Genomic DNA, 26401 nt, shown 5'->3' with positions numbered 1-26401 from the left:
GTGGTTTTGGCGGAGGGGGAACGCCCGGTCCCATCCCGAACCCGGAAGCTAAGCCCTCCAGCGCCGATGGTACTGCACCCGCCAGGGTGTGGGAGAGTAGGTCGCCGCCGACATTCAACGTGTAATTGGGCCCCCGCCTTGTGGCGGGGGCCCAATTTTTTTCATTGCCGTACCCGGCACCGACAGTACGGCTGCGGCCGGCGCGAGTTGTCCACCTCGCCCCTCGGCCATCCACAGTCGCGGCACCGGTCTCGTACCCGCGTCGCGAACGGCGCACGCTCGTATCAGGTGGCCGAGCGGGCCAGCGGTGACGAGCGAGGAGCGAGCACGATGAGCACGATCTACCTGACGGTGCCGGGGCGGATTGCCACCAAGCCGGAGCTGCTGAACTCCGGAAAGGCCACCGGGGCGAAGTTCCGGGTGGCCACCACCGAGCGCTGGTTCGACCGAGCCTCCGACGCGTGGAACGACGCGGAGCCGGTGTACCTCACGGTCACCTGCTGGCGGCAGCTCGCGCAGAGCGTGCTCATGTCGCTCCGCATCGGCGATCCCGTCATCGTGCACGGGAAGCTGATCAACTCGAGTTTCGAGCGCGACGGGCGGGTCGAGCGGAGGCTGGAGATCAGTGCGGCCGCGGTGGGGCCGGATCTGAGGTGGTGCACCGCCGCCGTCACCCGCACGAGGGCGGCTGCCGCGGACACTCCGAGGGGTATCGCTGCGGACGACGGTGCCGGGCCTGCGGAGAGCGCCCCGCCTGCCGCTGCGGGCACACCGTCGAGCGAGTCGTCGCCCGCGGACGGCGGGCGTCTCGCGGCCCCGGAGCGCGGCGGTCGGGTGAGCGTGCTCGCCGGTGAGGGGGCCGTCAGGGCGTGACCGGCCGCAACTACCATCGACACGTGGCGGAGTTCATCTACAGCATGCAACGGGTCCGCAAGGCCCATGGCGACAAGGTCATCCTCGACAACGTCACTCTGAACTTCCTGCCCGGAGCGAAGATCGGCGTCGTCGGACCCAACGGTGCCGGCAAATCGACCGTGCTCAAGATCATGGCTGGCGTCGAGCACCCCAACAACGGCGATGCGATCCTGGCTCCCGGCGCAACGGTCGGCATCCTGCAGCAGGAACCGGCGCTGAACGAGGAGAAGACGGTCCTCGGCAACGTCGAGGAGGGGCTCGGCGAGATCAAGCGCCAGCTCGACCGGTTCAACCAGATCGCCGAGGAGATGGCCACCGACTACTCCGACGAGCTGATGGAGGAGATGGGTCGGCTCCAGGAGATCCTCGACCACAACGATGCGTGGGAGCTCGACTCCCAGCTCGAGCAGGCGATGGACGCTCTGCGGTGTCCCCCGCCGGACGCTCCGGTGGCGCAGCTGTCCGGTGGTGAGCGGCGGCGGGTCGCGCTGTGCAAGCTCCTGCTGAGCAAGCCCGATCTGCTCCTGCTCGACGAGCCGACCAACCACCTCGACGCGGAGAGCGTGCTGTGGTTGGAGCAGCACCTGGCGAGCTACCCCGGCGCGATCCTCGCGGTCACCCACGACCGGTACTTCCTGGACAACGTCGCCCAATGGATCATGGAGCTGGACCGGGGACGCGCCATCGGGTACGAGGGCAACTACTCCACCTACTTGGAGAAGAAGGCCGAGCGCCTCGCCGTTCAGGGCCGCAAGGACGCCAAGCTGCAGAAGCGGCTGGTTTCCGAGCTCGCGTGGGTCCGCTCGGGAGCGAAGGCCCGGCAGGCGAAGAGCCGGGCCCGGCTGGAGCGATACGAGGAGATGGCCGCGGAGGCGGCGCAGTACCGCAAGCTCGACTTCGAGGAGATCCAGATCCCGCCGGGGCCACGGCTCGGCAACGTCGTCGTCGAGGTCGACCACCTCGACAAGGGCTTCGACGGCCGCGTCCTGATCAAGGACCTGTCGTTCTCGCTGCCGCGCAACGGCATCGTCGGCGTCATCGGGCCGAACGGGGTGGGCAAGACCACGCTGTTCAAGACGATCGTCGGGCTGGAGGAGCCGGACTCCGGCACCGTCCGGATCGGCGATACGGTGCTGCTGTCCTACGTCGACCAGAACCGGGCCGGGATCGACCCGAAGAAGACGGTCTGGGAGGTCGTGTCCGACGGGCTCGACCACATCAAGGTGGGCAACGTCGAGATGCCCTCGCGGGCCTACGTCGCGGCGTTCGGGTTCAAGGGGCCCGACCAGCAGAAGCCGGCGGGCGTGCTGTCCGGTGGCGAGCGCAACCGCCTGAACCTGGCACTCACGCTCAAGCTGGGCGGCAACCTGATCCTGCTCGACGAGCCGACCAACGATCTCGACGTCGAGACGCTCGGTTCGCTGGAGAACGCCCTGGAGCAGTTCCCCGGGTGCGCCGTGGTGATCTCGCACGACCGCTGGTTCCTCGACCGCGTCGTCACGCACATCCTGGCGTGGGAGGGCACGGACGAGAACCCGGCCTCCTGGTTCTGGTTCGAGGGCAACTTCGAGGCATATGAGCGCAACAAGATCGAACGTCTGGGAGCGGAGGCCGCGCGACCGCACCGAGTGACGCACCGTAAGCTGACGCGCGACTGAGAGCTATGCATCCCCCGGCTGGTGATCGCTGCTGGCTCGGGTGGTGGATCCCGGCACTTCAGGAGGTCACGTGGGGTCGACGCGTGCCGAAGGCCGAGTGATCGGAGCGGTACCACGGGTGGACGCAGACCTCGTCAAGGCTGCTGCGGCGCTGCGGTGGGCCCGCCCCGACCTCACGGCCGAGCTGGCCGACCACGTGCTCGACGAGGCGGCTGCCACCGGCCAGCAGGATCGTTGGCTGTCCGCGGCGGGGTGGGCCGTGCACGCTCGGGCCGCCACCGGCGACGGACGCGACACCGCTTCCGCTGTGCTCGCGGCCCTGGGGCAGTGGGGCAGCGATGCGCTCACCGGGGCTGCGGCGGACCGCCTCCGGATCGAGCTGGCGATGGTCGCGGCGGGCGCAGGCGAGGTGGAGGTCGCCCGCAGGTTCCTCGCCGGGGTGCACGCCGACGACGGCGATCCCGAACTCGCCGCCGACCTCCTCTGCGCTCACGCCCGGTGTGCCGTCGAGGACGCCCCCGACGACGTCGCGGCGGTGCTCGACGCCGCTGAGGCCGCATGGGCCATGGCCGGTGGCGCGGCGGCCGAGCTCGGCGGCGCGTCGGTGGCTCTGGTCAGGGCGGTCGTCGAGCGGCGTGCCGGCCGGCCGGCCACCGCCGTCGACCACGCATCCGACGGGCTCGCCCGCCTCGAGCGGGGCCGGGTCGGCTCGGGTGCCCCGTCGGGCTATCTGGCGGCGTCGCTCGCCGCGGAGTGGATCTCCGCGCTGCTGGACGCGGGTCGGGTCGCCGAGGCCCGGGACGGCTGCGGCGCGTTGCTGCCCCGGCTGTCCGAGCAGGCCCGTCCCACCCGGCAGCTGGCGCTGCTCCGGCTCACCGTCACGAGGGTGCTCGCCGCGCAGGACACCGGTCAGGACGTCCGCGCCGACACCGCGGAGTTGCTCGAGCAGGCCGCCGAGGACGCCGCCGGGTGCGACGTCCCGGACCTCGAAGCGGTCTGCCGCACTGCGCTCGGCGCGCTGCACGAGCAGGCGGAGCAGCTCGAGGTCGCGCTGGCGGCACTGCAGCTCGCCGTGGGAGCGGAGCGCCGCGACCGCGCCCGGTCACGCCGCTTCCTGGCCGTGCTGGCCGAGCTGCCCACGGAAGAGCCCACCGATGCGCCGGCGGAGGCGCCTACCGAGGCCCCCACCGAGGTGTCTGCAGAGCCGCCGGCCGAGCCCGAGCGGCCGCGGCGACGCCGGCAGCGGGCGGAGCCGTCTGCGGCCGCCCCGGTCGACCCGGCGGTCAGCGCGGATGCAACCACGGTGTTGCCCGCCATCACGCGAAGTGACCGGAAGCTGCGGGCGAGCCGGGAGGACGGCCAGGAGCGCGGGAGGTCCCGCTTCGAGCGGCTGTTCGACGAACCGGCGCCGGACGAGAACGAACCGGTGGCCGACGAGGCGGCGCCGACGGCGTGGGACGCCGTGCCCTGGAACGGGTCGGGCGGCGAGTCGCCGATCGGTGACCTGCTCATCCGGAGCCTCCGGAACGGCTCCGCCCAGCCCGACGAGAAGCGGCCCGACGAGAAGCGGCCCGACGAGAACCGCACGCCGCGCAACGGCAAGTCCGTCGGTGCCCCGGAACACCGCGCCGAGGAGTCGAACGGTTCGTCGGGTTGGGTGCCGACCCTCGACGCCGGCCAGTCGGGCGCGGAGAAGCCCCGGGCGCGCCGCCGCGGCCGACCCGCCGACACCGAGCGCAGGCGTTCCCGTCGTGCCCGTGAGGAGCGCGACGACACGCCGGCCGAGCCGCGGCACGTCGACCCGGGCGGCCAAACCGACGACGGCGCACCGCGCCCACGCCGCCGTTCGCGTCACGGGGGCGTTGACGGGGGCGGTGAGGGTGCCGGCGAGGCCGGTGACCGCGCCGCACGTGGCCGCCACGGCGGCCCGGCTGCCACCGACGAACCCGAGCGCGAGGGCCGCAGGTCGCGCAGCAACCGGGGCGGCGGGCGACGGCGTGCGGAGGAGGAGCCGTCGGTCACCGAACCGGTCCCCGCCGACACCGGCTCGCCCGCCGAATCCGCCGACTCCGACGGCTGGCTGCAGTCGGCGCTGGCCGAGCTCGACCGGGCGCTCAGCGGGATCGGGGTCGGGAAGCCCGTGTCGCTCGAGTCGCGCCCGTCGGCGGAGACGACCGAGCCGGTCGCCGGATCGGTCGAGGAGCCACCATCCGACGACGGGTGCGCCGTGGTGGTCGACATCGCCCGGGACGGGCGGCGCTTCGCGGGGCCGCGTGCGTCGGCGGTGGTGCGGTCGGTCGCCGACCTGCTCGCCGACCGGCTGCCGGCAGGAGCCCGAACCCGGTTCGGCGACTCCGATGCGCTCGTCGTCACAGGTGCGGGATGGAGCCGCGCCGACGCCACCGACTGGATGCATCGCACGCTGCCCGGCCTGCTGGACGGGTTCGCCGCGGCCGAGGATCTCCCGGGGGCACAGCTGCGGGTGGCGGTGCACGACGCGGACGGCCCGGTGGGCGCCCAGATCTTGCAGCCCCTCAGCCCCACCGGGCGCGATCGCGACCCGACCGAGGACCGCCACCGCGAGGAACCCGCAGAGCCGTGGGCCGCGCTCACCGCGACCACGTCCGAGGCCCGCGGACAGAAGTACCGGGCCGCGGCGCGTGCGCGTCAGCAGGAACGTGGGACCCGCGAACACACGGAGCACGACGCGGAGGACGCCGATCCCGGCACCGGTGACGCCGGCTCCCCGAAGTGGCCGTTCTCCGGCGAAACGGGGCAGCCCGACGCCGGCGCGCCGGAGCGCCCGGGACGCCACGGTTCCGCCCGCGACGACGGGGTCGAGCGAAGCCGGCGGCACCGTGCGGAGGCCCGGGACCGGGCGTCCGGCGAGCGGGCTCGGTCATCGACACCTGGGGCGCAGCCCGCCGGGTCCGGCCGCGCGGCCCGTCGCCGTGGTGACGAGGCAGCGGCGAGCACGGCATCGAACGGCAACGGGTCGAACGGCAACGGGTCCCGTGGCAACGGGTCCCGTAGCAACGGGTCCCACACCAACGGATCGGCGAACGGCACCGCCACCGTCACGGAGCCGGCCACGACGTCCGACGGTGGCGAGCCGGCCCGGACGGAGTCGACCGAAGGGCTCGGAATCGCCGATCTGCTCGCCGGGGCGCTAGCGGCGTACCGCGGTATCTGAGCCGCCGCAACCGCCCGTGTGCAGGGCATGGGGGTGGCGGGTTGCGAGCCCGGGCGCCGCGATCGACGAGCGCGATTCGGCCGGATCGCGCAGGGCTAGGGTGGCTGGCGAGCCCGCTGCCCCGCGGGCGCCCCACGGCGGCGGAGCGAGTACGCCGTCGGCGAGACCCGGAGCTGAATTGTGACGAGCCGGACCCGGGAGTGGGCGCAGTCGCCCGCTACCGATCCCGAGCCGATCGACCCTGCCCTTGCCGACCTGGTGGAGCTGTACGCGCGCCACGCCCCCGACCTGCAGCGCGGCGATCACCTGCCGCTGCTGCTGGGCGCGGCCCGCGGTCACCTGCAGCTCGCCGAGGTGCGGGCCGCCGGCGAGCCGCTGATCCGCGTGCGCGACCCGCAGGAGGGAGCGGACGCGGGAGCGGTCGTCGAGGTCGTCACCGACGACATGCCGTTCCTCGTCGAGTCGTTGCTGGCGGCCGTCACCCGGGAGGGCGCCGAGACCCAGCGGGTGATCCACCCGATCGTCGTCGTGCGCCGGGACTCCACCGGCGAGCTCGAGGAGGTGCTCACCGGTGCGGACCCGGCGGCCCCGCCCGCGGGCGCGCTCGCCGAGTCGTGGATCCACCTCGACCTGCTGCCCACCCCCTTCGACCGGACAGGGCTGGAGCAGGCGCTGACGCGCGTGCTGCGCGACGTCCGGGAGATCGTCGAGGACGCCGAGCCCATGGTGCGGCGGGCGCGGCAGGTGGCCGACGACCTGCCGAGCCGGCCCGCGGCGGCCGACGGCACCAACCCGGCCGACGTCGCCGAGCTGCTGCGCTGGCTCGCCGACGACCACTTCACGTTCCTCGGCTACCAGCACTACACGGCCGGCGGCGACGCCGTGCACGCCCAGCCGGAGTCCGGGCTCGGAGTGCTCCGCAAGGGCTCGACGATCGCCGAGAAGTTCGCGCCGAAGGTCGAGCAGGCGCAGGGCCAGGACGAACTGCTGGTGATGACCCGGGCCAGCGCGCCCAGCCCGCTGCGTCCGGTCCACCCCTACTACCTCGCGATCCGGACGTTCGACGCCGGCGGCCGGTTCGTCGGCGAGCACCGGTTCCTCGGGCTGCTCACGGTGCCGGCGATGTACGAGAGCGTGCTGGACATCCCCGTCGTCGAGCGGCGCGTGCGCGACGCGATCCACCGCGCGGGCTTCCCGCTGGACTCGTACTCGGGGCAGCGGATGTTGGAGGTGATCTCCGGCCTGCCGCGCGAGGAGCTGTTCGCGGTGGGTGAGCAGCGCCTGCACGACACCGCGGTCGGCGTGCTCGCGGTGTCCGGCCGCCGTGCGGTGCGCCTGTTCCTGCGACCCGACCCGTACCGCCGGTTCATCTCGTGCCTCGTCTACGTGCCGCGGGACCGCTACAGCACGGATGCCCGCATCCGGATGGCCGACGTGCTGCAGCGCCGGTTGGGTGGCCAGCACGTCGAGTTCACGGTGCGGCTGTCGGAGTCGAGCCTCGGGATGGTGCACTTCACCGTCCTGACCGAGCCCGACGCCGTCGGCTTCGGCGGTGCCGATGACGGCGTCGACGGCGGGGTCGACGTGGCGGAGCTGCAGGACGAGCTCACCGAGGCCGCCCGCACCTGGGACGATCGGCTGCTCTCGCAGCCCGACACGGCGGCCGTGGCCGCGCTGCTGCCCGGTGTGCCGGAGCCGTACAAGGCGGCCGTCGCCCCGCAGCACGCCGTCGAGGACCTGCGCCGGATCGCGGCGCTTTCCGAGGCGGGCTCGTTCGACACCCGCATGTACGTCGCGGACGTCGAGGACGGTGAGCCGCGGTTCACCCTCTACCTCGCGGGCGCGCCGGTCTCGCTCACCGCGGTCCTGCCGCTGCTGCAGCAACTGGGCGTGGACGTCCTCGACGAGCGGCCCTCCGAGTTCGTGCGTGCCGATGGGTTGCGCTGCTGGCTCTACGACTTCGGCCTGCAGGTCGACGACACCACGCGCGGGGCGCTCCAGGACCCGGAGGCGGTGCAGGCGTTCTGCACGGCCTTCCGGTCGGCGTGGGCCGGCGACGCCGAGTCCGACCGGTTCTCCGCGCTGGTGCTGCGGGCCGGCCTGGCGTGGCGGGAGGTGGCCGTCCTGCGCGCGTACGCGCGCTACGCGCGACAACTGGGCAGCCCGTACGGGCCGCAGTACATGGCGAACACGCTGCTCGCCTACCCGGAGGTCGCCAGGGCGCTGACGGCGCTGTTCCACGCGCGGTTCGCACCCGAGCTCGGCGAGCGGGAGCGGGAGATGCTCGCGGCGCTCGCCGAGGTGCGCGGGCTGATCGACGCCGTCACCGGGTTGGACGCCGACCGCATCCTGCGCGGTTACCTCGCCATGATCACGGCGACGCTGCGCACCAACTACTTCCGCGATCGCGCCTTCCTCTCGTTCAAGCTGGACCCCGCCGAGGTGCCCGGGATGCCGGCGCCGAGGCCGAAGTTCGAGATCTTCGTGTACTCGCCGCGGGTGGAGGGCGTGCACCTGCGGTTCGGGCCGGTGGCGCGCGGGGGCCTGCGCTACTCCGACCGCCCGCAGGACTACCGCACGGAGATCCTCGGCCTCGTCAAGGCGCAGGCGGTGAAGAACGCCGTGATCGTGCCGGTCGGCGCGAAGGGCGGCTTCATCGTCCGGCGGGCCGACGCGGGGCCCGAGGAGGTCGAGTTCTGCTACCGGACGTTCATCTCCGGGCTGCTGGACGTCACCGACAACCTCGTGGGCGCCGAGAACGTGCCGCCGCCGCACGTGGTGCGCCACGACGGCGACGACTCCTACCTCGTCGTCGCCGCGGACAAGGGCACGGCGCGCTTCTCCGACGTCGCCAACGACGTCGCGACCCAGTACGGCTTCTGGCTGGGTGACGCGTTCGCCTCCGGCGGCTCGGTCGGCTACGACCACAAGGCCATGGGCATCACCGCCAAGGGTGCCTGGGAGAGCGTGAAGCGGCACTTCCGCGAGCTGGGGACCGACACGCAGACGCAGCCGTTCACGGTCGTCGGGGTCGGCGACATGTCCGGTGACGTGTTCGGCAACGGGATGCTGCTCTCGCCGCACATCCGGTTGCTCGCGGCGTTCGACCACCGGCACGTCTTCGTCGACCCGGACCCCGACGCCGCGGCGAGCTTCGCCGAGCGGGAGCGGCTGTTCGTGCTGCCGCGCTCGTCGTGGGAGGACTACGACCGGTCGGTGATCAGCGCCGGCGGCGGGGTGTGGCCGCGCACGGCGAAGTCGGTGCCGGTCGGGCCGGAGATCCGCGCGGCGCTCGGCATCGCCGACGGTGTCGACCGGTTGAGCCCGCCCGAGCTGATCGCGGCGATCCTGCGCGCGCCTGCTGACCTGCTCTGGAACGGCGGCATCGGCACGTACGTCAAGGCGTCGGACGAGACGCACGCCGACGCGGGCGACAAGGCCAACGACCCCGTGCGGGCGGACGCGTCCGCGCTCCGGGTGAAGGTCGTCGGCGAGGGCGGCAACCTCGGCCTGACGCAGCGCGGCCGCATCGAGTTCGCCCGGCGCGGCGGCAAGATCAACACCGACGCGATCGACAACTCCGCGGGTGTGGACTGCTCCGACCACGAGGTCAACATCAAGGTTCTGCTGGACCGCCTCGTGGCGGCGGGCGAGCTGGAGCGGGACGCGCGCAACGAGGTCCTCCTGGAGATGACCGACGAGGTGGGGCGGCTCGTCCTCGCCGACAACCGCGACCAGAACGAGGTGCTGGGCATCGCGCGGGCCCACGGTCCGGCGATGGTCAGCGTGCACGCGCGGCTCACCGCCGACCTCGAAACGCGCCACGGCCTCGACCGCGAGCTCGAGGTACTCCCCGACGAGGCCGGCTACGAGGCGCTGGAGGCGGCGAGCTCCGGGCTGAGCAGCCCGGAGCTCGCCACCCTGCTCGCCCACACCAAGCTCGACCTCACCACGCAGCTCCTCGGCACCGACCTTCCCGACGTCGCGGCGTTCGCGGCGAGGCTGCAGGAGTACTTCCCGCACGCGGTGCGCGAGCGGTTCGCCGCGGCCGTCCGGGAGCACCCGCTGCGGCGCGAGATCGTCACGACGATGCTGGTCAACGAGATGGTCGACGGCGCCGGGATGACGTACGCGTTCCGGCTGGGCGAGGAGCTCGCGGCCACCCCCACCGACGCCGTGCGGGCCTTCGCCGTCACCACCGGTGTGTACGACCTGCCGGCCCTGTGGGAGCAGCTGCGGTCGCCGCAGATCCCCACCGCCGTGTCCGATGCGCTCGTGCTGGAGACGCGGCGGCTGCTCGACCGGGCCACCCGCTGGTTCCTCACCAACCGCCCGCAGCCGCTCGCGGTCGGCGCCGAGGTGAGCCGGTTCGCGGCCACCGTGCGCGAGCTGCGGGCGGCGTTGCCGCAGTTCCTGCGCGGACGCGAGCTTGCGACCGTCGAGATGAAGGCCGCCGAGCTGCGGTCGGCCGGTATCGCGCCCGAGGCGGCGATGCACAACGCCGTGCTGATCTACGGCTACGGGCTGCTCGACGTCGTCGAGCTCACGGAGCTTTCGGAGCGCGACCGGGAGGCGCGGGAGCCGCAGGAGGTGGCGGCCCTCTACTACGGCTTGTCCGAGCACCTGGGCGTCGACTCGGCGCTCACGTCGGTCACCGCGCTGGAGCGGGGCGACCGCTGGCACGCGCTCGCCCGGCTCGCCCTGCGCGACGACCTGTACGCGTCGCTGCGGGCGATCACCCTCGACGCGCTGCGCGAGGCCGGTCCGGGTACGTCCGTGGACAAGGCCATCGAGCTGTGGGAGAGGGGCAACGCGTCGCGCCTCGTGCGTGCCCGGGCCGCCCTGCAGGAGGTCGACAAGGCCGGTCAGCTGGACCTGGCCACGCTGTCGGTGGTCTCGCGCCAGCTGCGCGGCCTGGCCCGCTGACGTGGCTCCTTTCATCGCGCACGTCGCCGTGCGCTGGTCCGACCAGGACGTCTTCCGGCACGTCAACCACGCGGTCGCCGTGACGCTGCTGGAGGAGGCCCGCATCCAGCTGGTCTTCGACGCCGCGGGCGCCGCAGGTGTGTCCGGCTTCGCCGCCGGCCTGCTCGTCACCGGCCTGTCCGTGGACTACAAGCGCCAGATCTCCTACGGGTCCCGGCGGCTGCGGGTGGCGATGACGGTGGACGACATGCGGGCTGCGGCGTTCCGCATCCGGTACGTCATGCACGGCGGGCCCGACGAGGGTGACGCCGTCGCCGTCACGGCCGAGACGCGGCTCGCCGCGTTCGACCTGGACGCCCAGCGGCCGCGGCGGCTGACCCCGGAGGAGCGGGAGTTCCTGGGGAAGTGGGCGGCATGACCCGGCTGACGGTCCCGGATCCGGACGAGCGCGGCGACCTCGGGGCGTTCGTCGCGCGGGTGGTGCGGCTCGACCAGGCGGCGCTCGTGCGGATGCAGGGCGGCGGCGACACCGTCACGGCGTGGGCGGCCACCCCGTTCGACGTGCTCGCCACCCGCACCGTGCACGGCGAGCTCGAGCCCGCCGACGTCACGATGCCCGCCTCGGGCTTGCTCACGGCGCTCACGGTCGAGCGGGCGGGCACGGTGGACCCCGGCACGGGCGGGCTCTGGCACGGTGAGCTGCCCCCGTCGGAGGGTTGGCAGCCCGTCGACGACGTGCCGGCCGCGGAGCTGGAACGGCTCACCGAGCGCGGGCTCGCGGTCGCCCGGGAGAACGCGGGTCCACTGGGGCCGCCGGCGTCGTTGCTGGACCAGACGGTGCTCACGGTCTCGGCCGGTGCCCGTCCCGCGGTGAAGGTGCCGCTGCGCTGCCTGTTCGCCCTGTCCGGGATGGGGTTCCTCGGCGACTCCGGCCCGGACGCCGGCGTGGTGCGCGTGTCGGCCACCGGCACGTGGATGCGGCTCGACGCCCGCTACGGCGCGGTCGTGCGCCGGCGCGTCACGGCGCTCCCGCTGCTCGTGGGCTGAGCTCACCGGATCAGGCCAGCCAGGCGGCGGTGTCGGGCGGCAGCATGCCGTCGAGGAGCGGGCCGCTGGCCAGCAGCGCCTCGCCGGGCGGGAGCGGGACCACGGCGGACGAGGTGTTCAGCGCGCAGACGAGGGTGGTGCCGGCCCGGCGGAACGCGAAGCAGCCCTCCGGCGCGCCGAACCACTCCAGATCCTCTCCCGCGAAGCCGGGGTGGGTCTTGCGCAGCTCGATCGCGCGCCGCACCAGCGACAGCATGGAGCCGGTGTCCTCCAGCTGCTCCGCGGCGACCAGCTTGCCGTAGTCCGGGGGCATCGGCAGCCACGGGTCGCCCGAGGTGAACCCGTAGCCCGGTGCACTGCCCTCCCAGGGGATCGGCACGCGGCAGCGGTCCCGGCCCCGGCGGGTGTGGCCGGAGAGCTCCCACATCGGGTCCTGCAGGACGTCGTCGGGGAGGTCGACGTCGGGGAGGCCGAGCTCCTCGCCGTTGTAGAGGTAGACGACCCCGGGCAGCGCCAGCTCCACGAGGGCCATCGCCCGGGCGCGCGCGAGGCCCTCGACGCCACCGCCGTAGCGCGTGACGGGGCGGGAGACGTCGTGGTTGGACAGCGTCCACGCCGGTGGGGCGCCCACGTCGGCGATGGAGGCGAGCGACTGCTCGATCGCGGTCCGGATCGCGGCGGCCTCGAACGGCGCCCGCACGAGCCGGAAGTTGAAGCCGAGGTGCAGCTCGTCGGGGCGCACGTAGCGGGAGAACCGCGCGCTGTCGCCCACCCACACCTCCCCGACGACGAGCCGGCCGGGGTAGTGGTCGAGCACGGCGCGGATCATGCGGTGCACGCTGTGGACGTCGTCGTGGTCGAACCTCGGGTCCGGTTCGACGACGGAGGCTGCCCACCGCTCGCCGTCGCCCGTCGAGGCGCGGTGCTCCCGCGCGTCCGGGAGGTCGGGGGGCTTGCTCATGCCGTGGGCGACGTCGATGCGGAACCCGTCGACGTCGCGGTCGAGCCAGAACCGCAGGGTCTTCTCCAGGTCGGCCCACACCTCGGCGTTCGTCCAGTTCAGGTCCGGCTGCTCGGGGGCGAACAGGTGCAGGTACCACTCACCGGGGCTGCCGTCCGGGTCCTGCACCCGCGTCCAGGCCGGCCCGCCGAAGACGCTCTGCCAGTTGTTCGGCGGCTCGTCGCCGTTCGGGCCGCGCCCGCGGCGGAAGTGGTAGCGGGCCCGCTCGGGGCTGCCGGGTGCGGCGTCGAGCGCGGCGCGGAACCACCCGTGCTCGCTGGACGTGTGGTTCGGCACGAGGTCGATCGTGACGCGCAGGCCGTGCTCGTGGGCCTCGTCGACGAGGCGGTCGAACGCGGCGAGGTCGCCGAACGCCGGGTCGACGTCGCGGGCGTCCGCCACGTCGTAGCCGTGGTCGGCCATCGGTGACGTGTAGAACGGCGTGAGCCACAGCGCGTCGACGCCGAGCAGCTCGAGGTACCCGAGCCGGGCCCGGATGCCCTCCAGGTCACCGATGCCGTCGCCGTCTGCGTCGGAGAAGGAGCGGACGTAGATCTGGTACACCACTGCGTCACGCCACCACTGCACGGGGCAGATACTGCCAAGCGAACGTGGACGGAGCGAGGGCTGTTCGTCACACCGGGTAGTTCTTCGAGCTCTCGGGTGAAACTCAGAAGTGACTGTTGACCATGCTGGCCGCGGCGTAGGTGAGGTACTGCCACAGTTGGTCACGGTGGGCGGGGTCCAGGCCGGCGTCGTCGACCGCCACCCGCATGCAGCGCAGCCAGGCGTCGCGCTCGATGGGTCCGATCGTGAACGGCCCGTGCCGCATCCGCAGGCGCGGGTGGCCGCGCTGCTCGGAGTAGGTGCGCGGGCCGCCCCAGTACTGCTCGAGGAACATCCGCAGCCGGACCTCGGCCGGCCCGAGGTCCTCCTCCGGGTAGAGAGGCCGCAGCACCTCGTCCTCGGCGACCTGCTCGTAGAAGCGCCGGACGAGCTTCTCGAAGACCGGGGCTCCGCCGACCTCGGCGTAGAAGTTCTGAGGATCGGTCACGGGGTCCATCATCCCTCGCCGTGGGACCTACGGCACCGAGGGGCGGGAGTCCGAGCTCGGGTAGACCGAGGGGCGGGGGACGGCGGCGTCCTCGTACGCGTCGGCGATGGCGGCGTTGAGGGCGCGTTGCACGGCGAACTGCCGGCCCGGCTTGACCTTGACGGTGAGGCGCAGCGTGACGCCCTCCGGCGCGACGCGTTCGACGCCGAGCATCTCGGGCGGCTCGAGCACGGAGTCGGCCACGTCCTCCTCGGCGACGCGCTCGGTGGCGGCGCGCTCGGCGATGTCGCGCGCGCTGGGGATGTCGGCGGTGTGGGACAGCGGCAGGTCGAGGACGGCGACGGCGTAGCCCTGGCTCTTGTTGCCGACGCGCAGGATCTCGCCGTTGCGGACGTACCAGACGGTGCCCTGGTGGTCTCGCAGCGTGGTGATCCGCAGCCCGACGGCCTCGACGACGCCGCTGGCCTCGCCGGCGTCGATGATGTCCCCGACGCCGTACTGGTCCTCCAGCAGCATGAACATGCCCGACAGGAAGTCGCGCACGAGGTTCTGGGCGCCGAACCCGACCGCGACGCCGACGATCCCGGCCGAGGCGAGGATCGGGGCCAGTGCGACGCCGAACTCGGCGAGCACCATGACCGCGCCGACCACGAGGATGACGACCGAGCTGATGGAGCGCAGCACCGAGCCGATCGTGCGGGCCCGCTGCGCGCGGCGCGGGCTGGTCGAGCCGTTGCTGTTCGCGCCGCCGCGCAGCCGTGGCGTGCGACCGACCATGCGGGAGAGCCGGGAGTTCGTCGCCCCGTCGATGATGCGGTTGATCGCACGCTGGATCAGGTACCTGGCCACGACGCAGAGCACGATGATCAGCACCACGTTGAACGTCGTGGACACGATCGTGTCGGCGGAACGGGCCAGGAAGTCGCTGTTGGTCCACTTGTAGAACTCGGAGCACCAGCTGCCGGCGTCGGCGGCGCAGGCGGGCTGGTCGGGGACGGCGGCGGTGGGCAGGGGCGCGGTGGTCACGGCAGCTCCAGACCGGTGTGGGCGGCGAGGAAGGACAGCTGATCGACCGCCAGCGCGACGCTGCGGGAGACCGCGCGGGCACCGTGGCCCACGTCGGTCTCGCGGCGGATGAGGACGGGTCGGGTGTGCGGGTCGCCGGTGGTGGCGTGCTGCAGGGCGGCGCACATCTTGCGGGCGTGCAGCGGGTCGACCCGGGTGTCGGAGTCGAACACGGTGAAGAGCACCGCCGGATAGGCCACACCTTCGTCGACGTGGTGGTACGGCGAGTAGTTCAGCAGCCAGCCGATCTCTTCGGGGTCGGCGGCGGTGCCGTACTCGTCGTTCCAGGTGCGGCCGAGCGAGAACTCCTCGTAGCGCACCATGTCGAGGAGCGGAGCCGAGCAGACGACGGCCCGGTACAGGTCGGGGCGCTGGGTGAGGGCGGCGCCGACGAGCAGGCCGCCGTTGGAGCCGCCCATGATCGCGAGCCGGTCGGTGTCGGTGTCGCCGGCGTCGATCAAGGCCGTGGCCGCGGCGTGCAGGTCGTCGAAGACGTTCTGCTTGTCGGCGCGGTTCCCGGCGAGATGCCACTCCTCACCCTCCTCGCCGCCGCCGCGCAGGGACACCAGCGCGAACCTCCCGCCGGCCTCGACCCAGGCGAGCGCGGACGCGGTGTAGGCCGGTTCGCGGCTGATGCCGAAGCCGCCGTACCCGGTGACGAGTGTCGGCCGCGGGCCGGTCGCGTCGGGCGGCGAGATGACGAACATCCGCACGGTCGTCCCGTCGACCGAGGTGAACTCGCGGTGCTCGGTGCGCACCGCCGGCACGTCGACGGCGCCGGGCGCCGCGACCTCCCGGACCGTCCTGTTGCCGGCGAGGTCGTAGCGATGCACCTCCGGGGGTGTGACCAGGTCGGTCCAGCCGAGCCAGAGCCGGCCCGCCTCGGCGGGCGTGTCCCGGTCGGCCACGGAGAAGCCGGTCAACGAACCTGCGCTCACCCACCCCGCCGGCTCCGCAGGCTCCGCCGGCTTCCGTCCCCCGGGGCCCGGCAGCGGGACGGTGCCGTGCACGCTGCCGTCCGCGGCGTCGTGCAGCACGACCTCGGCCACGGCGTGCCGGGTGCGGGCGAGCGCGAGCAGGGGCGCACCGTCCGGCCGTTCCAGGCGGCGTACCGCCTGCAGCACCGAGCCCGGGTCCTCGGCCACCAGCTCGCGCCAGTGCTCCCGGGCCGGGGTGCGCGGATCGGTGACGGCCAGGCGCCAGCGGGGCGCGCCGTCGGTGGTGTGCAGGTACAGCAGCCCGTCCCGGTCGACCCACGCGTGGCACTGCACGTCGTCGGCCTGGGTGAGCACCGGCGTGAGCGGTGCGGTCTTCCCGTCGTCGCCCAGCTCCGCGATCCACACGCTGTCCCGGCGGGCCGTGCCGATGTTGCCGGTGACGACGAGCCAGCCGCCGTCCCGCGAGACGTGCACGCCGTAGTAGGTGTGCTCGTCGTAGAGCCCGGGACCGTCGATCAGCTCGTCGTCCGCGGTGGGCGTGCCCAGCCGGTGCCGCCAGACCCGGCGGTGGAACGCCTGCTCCCCGGCCGGGACCTCGTCCTCGGCGACCATCCGCACGAACACGAACCCCTCGCCGCCGGGCAGCCACGAGACGTCGGAGTAGCGGCAGCGGTCGATCGGCTCCTGGACGTCCTTCCCGGTGGCGACGTCCAGGACGTGCAGGACCGAGTGCTCGTCGCCGCCGCTGGAGAGCTGGTAGGCGAGCAGGCGACCCTCCAGGTCGGGCACCCAGCCGTCGAGCGTGGTGCGCCCGGTCGGGTCGAGGGCCACCGGGTCGAGCAGCACCCGGTCGTCGCCGCCGGGCTCCCGGACGTGCAGCACCGCGTACTCCTGACCCGGCTCGCGGCGGGTGGAGAACCGGCGCCCGGCGCGCCACAGCGGGGCCGACACCGACCCCGCCGACATGAGCCCGCTGAGCCGGGTGGCGAGCGCGTCCCGGCCCGGGAGCCCGTCGAGGTGCCCGCGCGTCAGCAGGTCCTGCGCGGCCGACCACTCCCGCGTGCGCGGGTCGTCCGGATCCTCGAGCCACCGGTACGGGTCGGCCACGCGGTGCCCGTGCAGGACCTCGACCAGGTCGAGCCGCTCGGCGGCCGGGTAGGGAGCGTTCACGCGGGCCGAGGTTACGTCACCCGGTCCGGTGGTCTCCGTCAGGCAGGCCGCCTCCGCAGAGCTGCCGCGTCCGGCCCGGTGAGCGTGAGCGGGGTTGCGGCGTCGGGGTTGCCGATCGCGTTGACCGAGCGGCTCCCGTCCCCCACCACCGCGGTGACGTGGCCGGGGCCGGCCTCCTGGATCGCGGCGGGCAACCACTCCTTGCCGTCGTGGTACCACCAGCGCTCGGCGAGCACCCCGAGCCCGGCCGCCCGGACCTCGGCGATCGCGGTGTCGCGGTCGGGCGCGGTGGCGAGCTCGGCACCGAAGACCACCAGCGCGCGCCAGCAACCGTCACCGGCCGGCTCGACGAACCCGATCAGTTCCCCATCGTCGCGACGCACGTCGATCCTGGACATGCCGGACACGATCCGTCGGCGAGCCCGTCGCGAGCAATCGGTTAACCCGGCCGGCGGTCGGCGACGTGGGTGGGTGCCGCGGTGTCGCCGGGGAGGGTCGGGCACGCCTCGGGGACGCCGAAGACCGTGCGCACCGGCAGCACGCCGGCCCAGCGGCCGCCCGCGGCGACGTCGGGCGCGTCGTCGGCCGGCGGGCCGGTGCGCACCTTCACGCTCGCCTCGGCGAGGTCGACCGCGAAGACGGCGGTGGCGGCGAGCTCGCGGCGGTCCGGCTCGCGGGCGTGCTCCCACGAACCGGGCGAGAGCTGTTCCACGATGGCGCGCAGCCCGGCCAGCTTCTCCGCGGGGTCGGTGACGAGCCGGGCGGGACCGTGCACCACGGCGCTGCGGTAGTTCATCGAATGGCTGAAGACCGAGCGGGCGTAGACGATCCCGTCGACGTGGGTGACGGTCAGGCAGACCGGGGTGCCGTCGTCGATCCGGAGCCAGCCGGCGCCGGTGGAGCCGTGCACGTAGACCGTGTCGTCGATGCGCCCGTAGCCGGTGGGCAGCACGACCGGGGCGCCGTCGCGGACGAGCCCGAAGTGGCCGACGAGCCCCGCGTCGAGCACGGCGTGCAGGTCGGCGCGGTCGGTGCGGCCGCGCTCGCGGTGGCGGGTCAGGGCGGTGCGTTCGGTCGTCGAGAGGCTCACACTCCCATCGTCGGTCGGGAGGTGGCATCGTGGCAGGGCCACTTCCGCCCGACTTCCGAAGGCCACTCGTGGACCTGCCGCCGCTGCCGCTGGACCGCGCCGCCCGGCGCCCGCTCGCCGTCCAGCTCGCCGACGCGCTGCGCGCCGCCACCGCCGACGGCACGCTCCGGGCGGGCGACCGGCTCCCGTCGACGCGCGCACTCGCGGCGACCCTGGGCGTCAGCCGCACCGTGACGGCGGCGGCGTACGACCAGCTGCTCGCCGAGGGCTGGGCGCAGGGACGGCGCGGGTCGGGCACGTACGTGGTGGGAGCGCCCGCCGGACCGCCGGCCCGCGTGCGTGCCCCGGCCGCGCCCGCTGCGCGTCCCGAGCGCGCCCTCGTCGACCTGACACCCGGGACGCCCTGCGTCGCCGCGCTCGACCGGGCCGCGTGGCGGCGTGCGTGGCGGGCGGCCGCCGACCCCGCGCCCGACGTCGGCCCGGATGCCGTGGGGCTGGACGAGTTCCGGGTTACCGTCGTCGAGCACCTGCTGCGGCACCGCGGCCTGCCGGCCGACCCTGCCGACGTGCTCGCCACCGGGGGCAGCACGGCGGCGATCGGGGAACTCGCCCGCACGCTTCCGGAGGGCGCCCGGGTGGCCGTCGAGGAGCCCGGCTACCAGCGGGCGGTCGCCGCGCTGCGCGACGCCGGGCTCGACGTCACGAGCGTGCCGGTGGACGCCGCCGGCCTCGTCGTCGACGCGCTCCCCGGCGGGCTCACGGCCGTCTACTGCACGCCGGCCCACCAGTACCCGACGGGCTCGCGGCTCTCGGCCGCGCGCCGGGTGGCGCTGGTGGAGCGGGCCCGCGCCGAGGGGTTCCTCGTGCTGGAGGACGACTACGACGGCGAGCTCCGCTACGACGTCGCGCCGCTGCCGCTGCTCGCGGCGCTCGGGCCCGACGTCGTGGTCCACCTCGGCACGGCGAGCAAGCTGCTGACGCCGACGCTGGGGGCCGGGTGGCTGGTGGCCCCGCCCGCGGTGCGGGAGGCGCTCCTGGGCGCCCGCGAGCGCTCCGGTGCCCGGCCCGGGCGGGCCGGGCAGCGGGTCTTCGCCGCGTTCGGGGCCCACGGTGACCTGCCGCGGCACCTGCGGCGGCTGCGGCGCGAGCTGGCCGGCCGGCGGGTCGCGGTCGTCGCCGCCGTGCGGGCCGCCGGGCTCGCGGTGGAGGGTGACGCCGCGGGCGCGCACGTCGTGGTGCCGCTGCCCGACGCCGCCACCGAGCGGTCCGTCGTCGCCGCGGCGGCGGCCCGGGGCGTCCGGCTCGACGGCCTCGCCCGCCACTTCGCCGGAACGCCGGCGAGACCCGGGATCGTCCTCGGGTACGCGGGCCCGACCGGCGCCGAGCTGGAACGCGCATTGCCGGTGGTGTCGGACGTGCTCGCCACGCAGTGAGTCAGCGCGGCGTGCCAAGCACCAGCTCGACCGGGCCCCTGAGCGGCAGTCGCACCCGTTGACACCCGAGAGCAGGGCATTTTAGGTCCGACAGACCGCCGGCGGCCGGGGTCTCGACCGTCAACGTTGCCGCCGGCCGACGGTTGGTCGGACCAATCCTTGACCCGGGGGCCATCGCTACCTACCGTCCTGATTGGTCGAACCAATTCGCGGAGGGCGGGGCGATGGAGCTGTCCTTCCTGGTCCGCCGCCTCGCCGAGCAGGCGGTGCCCGAGCCGGCCACCGGCCGGCTGCGGCTGCCGACCGAGCGTGAGCTCGGGGCGAGCCTCGAGGTCAGCCGCGGATCGCTGCGCGAACAGCTCTCAATGCTGGAGATGCTGGGCTTCCTCGACCGCACGCAGGGGCGCGGGTCCTACCTGCGCGTCCCGGACGCCCGCTTCCTGCGGCTCTACTTCGACCTCTCCCACCAGCTCGACCAGCTGACGCACGAGCAGTTCGGCGCGGCACGGGAGATGCTGGAGACCTCCGTGGCCGAGGCCGCCGCGGAGCGCGTCACCGACGACGACGTCGCCACGCTCCGCGGGCTCGTCGACGAGATGGTGCGCGCCGCCGACGCCGGCCACCAGGACCGCGCCCTGGAGGCCGACCTGGAGTTCCACCGCCGCCTGTTCTGCGTGGTCGACAACCCGATCTTCACGCTGATGCGGGACGGACTGGCGCACGTCCTGCGCGGCGCGGTGGTGGAGCGCAGGCGGCTCGCCGCGGAACGCGAGCCGGCCGCCGACGGTCCGCGCCCGTCCGACACCGTGCACTACGAGGTCGTCGAGGCGCTCGCCGCTCGAGACGGTGCCGCCGCGGGCGCCGCGATGCGCCGCCACTTCGTCGTCTGGCGCAGTGCCACCGAACCCCCATAGGGAGGACCCTCATGTCGACCGTCACGTTCGTCGGGACCGGGGCCATCGGCCTGCCGATGGCCCGCAGGCTGGTGGATGCCGGCCACGACACGACCGGCGTCGACACGCTCCCCGCCGCGCTCGAGCGGGCGGCCGCCGCCGGCGTACCGGCGGTGGACGGCTTCGGCGCGGCGCCCCGTGCCGAGTTCGTGGTCGCGATGGTGGCCACGCCCGACCAACTCGACGCCCTCGTCACCGAGGCGCTCGCCCGCGACGTCGGCGGGCAGCGCTGGATCGTGATGAGCACGGTGGGGCCGGAGTCGGTGCGCGCGCAGGCCGCGCGGCTGACGGGGGCGGGCGCCGCCGTCGTCGACGTCCCGGTCACGGGCGGGGTGGCGCGGGCCGCGACGGGCGAGCTGACCCTCTTCGCGTCCGGTCCGGCCGCGGACGTCGCCGCCGCGCGACCGGTGCTCGAAGCCCTCGGCGTCGTGCGCGAGGTCGGCGGGGAGGTCGGTGCGGGGCAGGCGATCAAGGTCGTCAACCAGCACCTGTGCGCGATCCACATCGTCGCTGCGGCCGAGGCGCTCGCGCTGGCCGGCTCGCTCGGGTTGGACCGGGCCCAGGTCCTCTCGCTCGTCGAGCAGGGTGCCGCCGGGTCGTTCATGCTGTCCGACCGTGGCCGGCGCATGTTGCAGGGCACCGACGTCGACGTCGCCAGCGCGATCTCGATCTTCGTGAAGGACAGCGGGCTGGTGGCGGACGCCGCGGGCGCGGTGGGCGCCCGCACCCCGTTGCTCGAGGTGGCGCGGGAGCGCTACCTGCGGGCCGCCGAGGCCGGCCTGATCGCCCGCGACGACTCCCGCGTGATCGAGACCTACTCGGAGGGAACGGCATGACCGACAGCGGACGCACCGCCGTGCTGACCGGCGCGGCCTCCCGGCGCGGCATCGGCCGCGCCGCCGCCGACCGGCTGGCCGGTGAGGGCTGGGCGATCGCGGTGCTCGACGTCGACGCCGACGAGGCGCGGGCGGCGGCTGCCGAGATCGGTGCGAACCGTGGCGTGCCCGCGCTCGGCGTCGGCGTGGACGTCTCCGACCAGGGCGCGGTCGACGCGGCGATCGCCGAGGTAGAGGCCGCCCTGCCGCCGATCGTCGGCCTGACCAACCTCGCCGGGATCGCCTCGCCCGTCCCGTTCATGAACGAGACGGTGGAGGGCTGGGACCGCGTCTTCGCGATCAACATGCGCGGCACGTTCATCGTGACCCAACGGGTGCTGCGCGGCATGATCGAGCGGAAGCGGGGCCGGGTCGTCAGCGTCTCGTCGGTCTCGGCGCAGCGCGGCGGCGGCACCTACTCGAAGGTCGCCTACAGCGCATCGAAGGCCGCGATCATCGGATTCACCCGTGCGCTCGCCCGCGAGGTGGGCGAGCACGGCATCACCGTCAACGCCGTGGCGCCCGGGCCCATCGACACCGACATCATGGGCGGGCTGCTCACCGACGAGCGCAAGGCCGCGATGTCCGCCGACACCCTGCTCGGGCGCGTGGGCACCCGCGAGGAGGTGGCGGCGCTCATCGCGTTCCTGCTCGGCGACGACGCCGGCTGGATCACCGCCGCGACGTACGACATCAACGGCGGGCTGCAGGTCTCATGACCGTGGTCGAGTCCGAACTGCTCGCCGGCTACCCGCCCGAGATCGAGGTCCCCGCGAGCGAGGTTGCGGCGTCCGTCGCGGCGTCGGGGCGCACCCTCGTCGTCCTCGACGACGACCCGACCGGCACCCAGTCCGTTGCCGACCTGCCGGTGCTCACCCGCTGGGCCGCCGCCGACCTCGAGTGGGCCTTCGCGCAGCACGCCCCCGCGGTGTACGTGCTCACGAACACCAGGAGCCTCGATCCGGCCGAGGCGCAGAAGCGCAACCGCGAGGTCGTCCGCAACGCCCTCGCCGCCGCGGGTGGCCTGCCGCTCGGCTTCGTCAGCCGCAGCGACTCCACGCTGCGCGGGCACTTCCCCCTCGAACCGGAGGTGATCGCCGACGAGCTCGCGCAGGCCTCCGGGACGCGCACCGACGCCGTGGTGATCGTGCCCGCGTTCCCGGACGCCGGGCGCGTCACGATCGGCGGCACCCACTACATGCGCGACGACGCGGGCGGGCTCACCCCGGTGGCCGAGACCGAGTTCGCGCGGGACGCCACGTTCGGGTTCACGCACTCGCGGCTGGCCGACTACGTGGAGGAGAAGTCCGGCGGCAGGTACCCGGCGCGCGACGTGCTCGTCCTGGACCTGGACGTGATCCGCGGCGGCCGGGTCGCGGATGTGCTCGCCGGCGCGACGGGCGGCGCGCCCGCCGTCGCCGACGTCGTCACCGAGAACGACCTGCGGGCGCTCGCCCTCGGGCTGGCGGAGGCGGAGCGGCGGGGCAAGACCCTGCTGTACCGGGTGGGGCCGCCGTTCGTCCGGGGCCGGATCGGGCAGGAGGTCCGCGCGCCGCTCACCGCCGAGGAGGCGTTCGCGGGACGCCCGCCCGGCGCGGGCGGCGGGCTGGTGGTCATCGGCTCCCACGTCGGCCTCACCACCCGGCAGTTCGACGTGCTGCGCGCCGAGCATCCCGCCGCCCGGGTCGTCGAGCTGGAGGTCGAGAAGCTGCTCGGCGGCGCGGCCGGGGAGATCGACGCCGTGGCGGACGGCGTCGTGGCCGGCCTCGCCGAAGGCGACGTCGTGCTCCACACCAGCCGCGCGCTGGTGCGGGCCGACACACCCGACGGGAGCCTGCAGATCGCGCGCACCGTCTCGGCCGCGCTCGTCGAGGTCGTCCGCCGGGCGCTGGACCGGCACCCGCCGCGCTTCGTGATCGCCAAGGGCGGGATCACGTCGTCCGACGTCGCGAGCGAGGGCCTGCAGATCCGCCACGCGATCGTCCGCGGGCCGATGCTGCCCGGCATCGTCTCGCTGTGGGAACCGGTCGGCGGACCGGCCGCCGGCATCCCCTACGTCGTGTTCCCCGGCAACGTCGGGGACGACCGGTCCCTGCTCGACGTCGTGCGGGTGCTGGCTACCGTCCAGTCGTGATCCTTCGTGCCGCGTCGGCCGCCGTGCTGCTCCTGCTGATCGCCGCCTGCGGACCGGTGGAGCGGACGGAGCCGGGCCGCGCGGAGCCCGCGCCTGCGCCCGCGCCGAGCCAATCGCAGACCACCGTCTCGGTGCAGGGCAGCCAGCTCCTGGTGAACGGCACACCGTCCACCCTGTTCGGGTTCCGGGTGGCCAGCGCGGCGATGCGCGACGACTGGACCGACGAGCTGATCTCCCAGCTCGACACGTGGCGCGACAACGGCGTGAACAGCTTCATCGTGTGGCTGCAGGGATCGAGCGGCGGGTACACGCCGGTGTTCACGCGCGACGGCGACATCGACCAGGAATCGAGGGAAGTCACCTCGATCGTCGGGTTCGGGCACGACGAGCAGCACACCGCGAACGGCTCCACCACCGGCGCGCAGGTCATCGAGCGGACGCGGCGGATCGTCGAGGCGGCCGACGCACGCGGGATGGTGGCGATCGTCGGGCTGTTCTACCGGTCCGCGGCGGAGGACGACTCCACCGAGACGCTCACCGCCGCCGCGCACACGGCCGCAGCCGCCCTGAAGGACTACTCGAACGTCATCTTCGACGTCTACAACGAGCCGGACGACTCGAACTCGATCGAGTCCGGGGACAGCCTCGAGGAGTACCTCCGCGCCGTGAAGGAGGCCGCGCCGGGCCGCCTGGTCGGCACCGGCACCGTGGAGACCGACGAGAGCGAGGACATCGCGGACATGGACGACGTCGACGTCGTCATGCACGACGCCGGGAGCAACGGCGACGAGGCGATCGACGCGTTCGACACGCTCCAGGACCACACCGACAAGCCGATCATCAACGTCGAGTCGTTCGGCGGCAGCGGCCAGGGCTTCCTCGACGACGAGACCAGGTCCGTGCCGGCCCCGGGGGGCTACTACGTCGACTTCCCCGGGTGGCGTCGCGTCTACGGCGCGTGGCGCGACGAGGACTACACGAGCGCGACCGACGGTGCCAGCGCGGGGAAGGACTCCTACCGGCGCCTGATCGACCACGTCGGTCAGGCGCCGCGGAAGCAGATCCACCTGATGGTCCACGCCGCCGGCTGGTTCCAGGGGGCGTCGCGGGTGGGAACGGCCGATCACCTGGGCGCACCGGGAACGCCGGACCGGTGGAACAACACGTTCCAGGTCGGGTCCGGCGCGGCCGACGGGACACCCGAGAACCCCGGGATCGGCTGGATCCTGGAGCGGATCAAGGCGAACCGCGGTTGATCAGCCCTGGTGCGGGTAGCGGCTCGCCGTCGGGGCCACGAAGGTCTCCTTGATCGTGCGGGGGCTCACCCAGCGGAGCATGTTGTAGATCGAGCCGGCCTTGTCGTTCGTGCCCGACGCGCGCCCACCGCCGAACGGCTGCTGGCTGACGACGGCGCCGGTCGGCTTGTCGTTGACGTAGAAGTTGCCCGCGGCGAAGCGCAGCGCCTCGGACGCCGTCGCGATCGCGGCCCGGTCCTGCGCGACCACCGCGCCGGTGAGCCCGTACGGCGCTCCGCGGTCGACCTGCTCCAGCACCTGCTCGAACTGCCCGTCCTCGTACACGTTGACGGCGAGCAGGGGGCCGAAGTACTCGGTGGAGAACACCTCGTGGCCGGGGTCGCCGCCGACGACGACCGTGGGCCGCACGAAGTAGCCGGTGGCATCGTCGGCGGAGCCGCCGGCGATCACCTCGAGCCCCGGGTCGGAGTGAGCGCGCTCGATCGCCGTGGTGACCTTGTCGTAGGCCCTGCGGTCGATGACGGCGCCGAGGAAGTTGCCGAAGTCCTCGACGTCGCCCATCGACAGCCCGTTCACCTCGTCGACGAGGTCGTCGCGCATCCGGGTCCACACCGAGCGCGGCACGAACGCCCGCGAGGCCGCCGAGCACTTCTGGCCCTGGTACTCGAACGCTCCGCGGACGAGAGCGGTGCGCAGCACGTCGACGTCCGCCGAGGCGTGTGCCACGACGAAGTCCTTGCCGCCGGTCTCGCCGACCAGCCGCGGGTAGGTGGCGTAGTGGGGGATGTTCGCCCCGACCTGCTGCCAGAGGTGCTGGAACGTGGCGGACGACCCGGTGAAGTGGATCCCGGCCAGTGCGCGGTCGGCCAGGAGCACCTCGGAGATCTCGCGCCCGTCGCCAGTGAGCATGTTGATCACACCCGGCGGGAGCCCGGCCTCCTCCAGCAGGCGCATCATGTACCACGCGGCGAGCGTCTGCGTGGGTGACGGCTTCCAGATCACCGTGTTGCCCATCAGCGCCGGGGCGGTGGGGAGGTTCCCGGCGATCGCGGTGAAGTTGAACGGTGTGATCGCGTAGACGAACCCCTCGAGCGGCCGGTAGTCCATCCGGTTCCACGCGCCCGGGCCACTGTTCGGCTGGTTCTCCAGGATCTGGCGGCCGTAGGACACGTTGAAGCGCCAGAAGTCCGCGAGCTCGCAGGCGGAGTCGATCTCCGCCTGGTAGCAGGTCTTGCTCTGACCGAGCATCGTGGCGGCGTTGATCCGGTCCCGCCACGGCCCGGACAGCAGGTCGGCGGCGCGCAGCAGCACCGACGCCCGCGCCTCGAACGGCAGCTCCCGCCACGCGGGTGCGGCCCGCAGCGCCGCCTCGACGGCCGCTTTCGCCTCCCCGTGCCCGGCGTTCGCGGACGTGCCCAGCACGCGCGCGTGATCGTGCGGGGCGACGACGTCGAACGGCGTGCCGCTCGCCATCTGCTGGCGGCCGTCGACGGTGGCGGTCAGGTCGTGCCGCGTCCCGCCCATCTGGGCGAGCGCGGCCCGCAGGCTCGTCCGTTCCGGGGAACCCGGCGCGTAGTCGCGCACCGGCTCGTTCCGCGGGACCGGGGTGGAGGTGATCGCGTCCATGGCAGGGGACTCCCCAGGGTCGGAGGTGCCCTGAACCCTAGGAAGCCCTGCCCGCCGCAGGCTCGTCC

The 26401-nt window shown here is 73.7% G+C and carries 19 protein-coding genes and 1 rRNA gene; 13 read left to right on the top strand and 7 right to left on the bottom strand.

Annotation, left to right across the window (positions count from 1 at the left end; all coding sequences use genetic code 11):
• The 7 genes from rrf to ACU436_RS40420 all read left to right on the top strand — a co-directional run.
• A 5S ribosomal RNA gene (rrf, locus tag ACU436_RS40450) occupies positions 1–113 on the top strand; the annotation flags it as partial.
• 217 nt (positions 114–330) lie between these two features.
• Complete coding sequence (locus ACU436_RS40445) at positions 331–873, top strand: single-stranded DNA-binding protein (protein ID WP_459032454.1); 543 nt, start codon at positions 331–333, stop codon at positions 871–873.
• A 23-nt stretch (positions 874–896) separates the two neighbouring features.
• The gene (ettA, locus tag ACU436_RS40440) at positions 897–2573 is read left to right on the top strand and encodes an energy-dependent translational throttle protein EttA (RefSeq protein ID WP_459032453.1); all 1677 of its coding nucleotides are present in this window, start codon (positions 897–899) and stop codon (positions 2571–2573) included.
• 118 nt (positions 2574–2691) lie between these two features.
• Entirely contained in the window at positions 2692–5766 is a 3075-nt protein-coding gene (locus tag ACU436_RS40435) for a hypothetical protein (protein ID WP_459032451.1), read from the top strand.
• Positions 5767–5946: 180 nt separating this feature from the next.
• Positions 5947–10692, top strand: coding sequence for an NAD-glutamate dehydrogenase (locus ACU436_RS40430; RefSeq protein ID WP_459032449.1), 4746 nt, complete (start codon positions 5947–5949; stop codon positions 10690–10692).
• A 1-nt stretch (position 10693) separates the two neighbouring features.
• A complete protein-coding gene (locus tag ACU436_RS40425; RefSeq protein WP_459032447.1) occupies positions 10694–11110 on the top strand; it encodes an acyl-CoA thioesterase in 417 nt (138 codons plus the stop codon).
• Positions 11107–11739: a hypothetical protein gene (locus ACU436_RS40420; protein WP_459032446.1), complete on the top strand. Its 633-nt coding sequence runs from the start codon at positions 11107–11109 to the stop codon at positions 11737–11739. The genes ACU436_RS40425 and ACU436_RS40420 overlap by 4 nt, the downstream gene beginning before the upstream one ends.
• 10 nt (positions 11740–11749) lie before the next feature.
• On the opposite strand, the gene ACU436_RS40415 is transcribed toward ACU436_RS40420, so the two are convergent.
• The 6 genes from ACU436_RS40415 to ACU436_RS40390 form a co-directional block, all read right to left on the bottom strand.
• A complete protein-coding gene (locus ACU436_RS40415; RefSeq protein WP_459032445.1) occupies positions 11750–13327 on the bottom strand; it encodes a glycoside hydrolase family 13 protein in 1578 nt (525 codons plus the stop codon).
• Between the two features lie 82 nt (positions 13328–13409).
• On the bottom strand, positions 13410–13802 hold the full coding sequence (locus ACU436_RS40410) for a globin (RefSeq protein WP_459032444.1): 393 nt from the start codon (positions 13800–13802) through the stop codon (positions 13410–13412).
• 18 nt (positions 13803–13820) lie between these two features.
• Positions 13821–14819, bottom strand: coding sequence for a mechanosensitive ion channel family protein (locus ACU436_RS40405; RefSeq protein ID WP_459032443.1), 999 nt, complete (start codon positions 14817–14819; stop codon positions 13821–13823).
• On the bottom strand, positions 14816–16966 hold the full coding sequence (locus ACU436_RS40400) for a prolyl oligopeptidase family serine peptidase (RefSeq protein ID WP_459032442.1): 2151 nt from the start codon (positions 16964–16966) through the stop codon (positions 14816–14818). Before ACU436_RS40400 ends, ACU436_RS40405 begins: the two co-directional genes overlap by 4 nt.
• A 38-nt stretch (positions 16967–17004) precedes the next feature.
• Positions 17005–17364, bottom strand: a complete 360-nt coding sequence (locus ACU436_RS40395; RefSeq protein ID WP_459032441.1) for a hypothetical protein — start codon at positions 17362–17364, stop codon at positions 17005–17007.
• A gap of 41 nt (positions 17365–17405) precedes the next feature.
• Positions 17406–18056 carry a pyridoxamine 5'-phosphate oxidase family protein gene (locus ACU436_RS40390; RefSeq protein WP_459032440.1) on the bottom strand — a complete coding sequence of 217 codons (651 nt, stop codon included), beginning with the start codon at positions 18054–18056 and terminating at the stop codon, positions 17406–17408.
• Positions 18057–18085: 29 nt separating this feature from the next.
• Here ACU436_RS40390 and pdxR point away from each other — a divergent pair, with 29 nt between their 5' ends.
• The 6 genes from pdxR to ACU436_RS40360 all read left to right on the top strand — a co-directional run bounded on the left by pdxR (position 18086) and on the right by ACU436_RS40360 (position 24707).
• On the top strand, positions 18086–19489 hold the full coding sequence (pdxR, locus tag ACU436_RS40385) for a MocR-like pyridoxine biosynthesis transcription factor PdxR (protein WP_459032439.1): 1404 nt from the start codon (positions 18086–18088) through the stop codon (positions 19487–19489).
• Between the two features lie 224 nt (positions 19490–19713).
• Positions 19714–20403 (top strand): FadR/GntR family transcriptional regulator, encoded by a 690-nt coding sequence (locus tag ACU436_RS40380; RefSeq protein ID WP_459032438.1) that lies wholly within the window; start codon positions 19714–19716, stop codon positions 20401–20403.
• Between the two features lie 11 nt (positions 20404–20414).
• Complete coding sequence (locus ACU436_RS40375; RefSeq protein WP_459032437.1) at positions 20415–21278, top strand: NAD(P)-dependent oxidoreductase; 864 nt, start codon at positions 20415–20417, stop codon at positions 21276–21278.
• Positions 21275–22036 carry an SDR family NAD(P)-dependent oxidoreductase gene (locus tag ACU436_RS40370; RefSeq protein ID WP_459032436.1) on the top strand — a complete coding sequence of 254 codons (762 nt, stop codon included), beginning with the start codon at positions 21275–21277 and terminating at the stop codon, positions 22034–22036. The genes ACU436_RS40375 and ACU436_RS40370 overlap by 4 nt, the downstream gene beginning before the upstream one ends.
• On the top strand, positions 22033–23451 hold the full coding sequence (locus tag ACU436_RS40365) for a four-carbon acid sugar kinase family protein (RefSeq protein WP_459032435.1): 1419 nt from the start codon (positions 22033–22035) through the stop codon (positions 23449–23451). Before ACU436_RS40370 ends, ACU436_RS40365 begins: the two co-directional genes overlap by 4 nt.
• Positions 23448–24707: a cellulase family glycosylhydrolase gene (locus ACU436_RS40360; protein ID WP_459032434.1), complete on the top strand. Its 1260-nt coding sequence runs from the start codon at positions 23448–23450 to the stop codon at positions 24705–24707. The genes ACU436_RS40365 and ACU436_RS40360 overlap by 4 nt, the downstream gene beginning before the upstream one ends.
• Here ACU436_RS40360 and pruA read toward each other — a convergent pair whose 3' ends face one another.
• Positions 24708–26333 carry an L-glutamate gamma-semialdehyde dehydrogenase gene (pruA, locus tag ACU436_RS40355; RefSeq protein WP_459032433.1) on the bottom strand — a complete coding sequence of 542 codons (1626 nt, stop codon included), beginning with the start codon at positions 26331–26333 and terminating at the stop codon, positions 24708–24710. It abuts the gene before it with no gap.
• Positions 26334–26401: the final 68 nt, after the last annotated feature.

Source organism: Pseudonocardia wallangbongensis, assembly GCF_054486945.1.
This window is presented reverse-complemented; position numbering and strand designations above follow the sequence as displayed.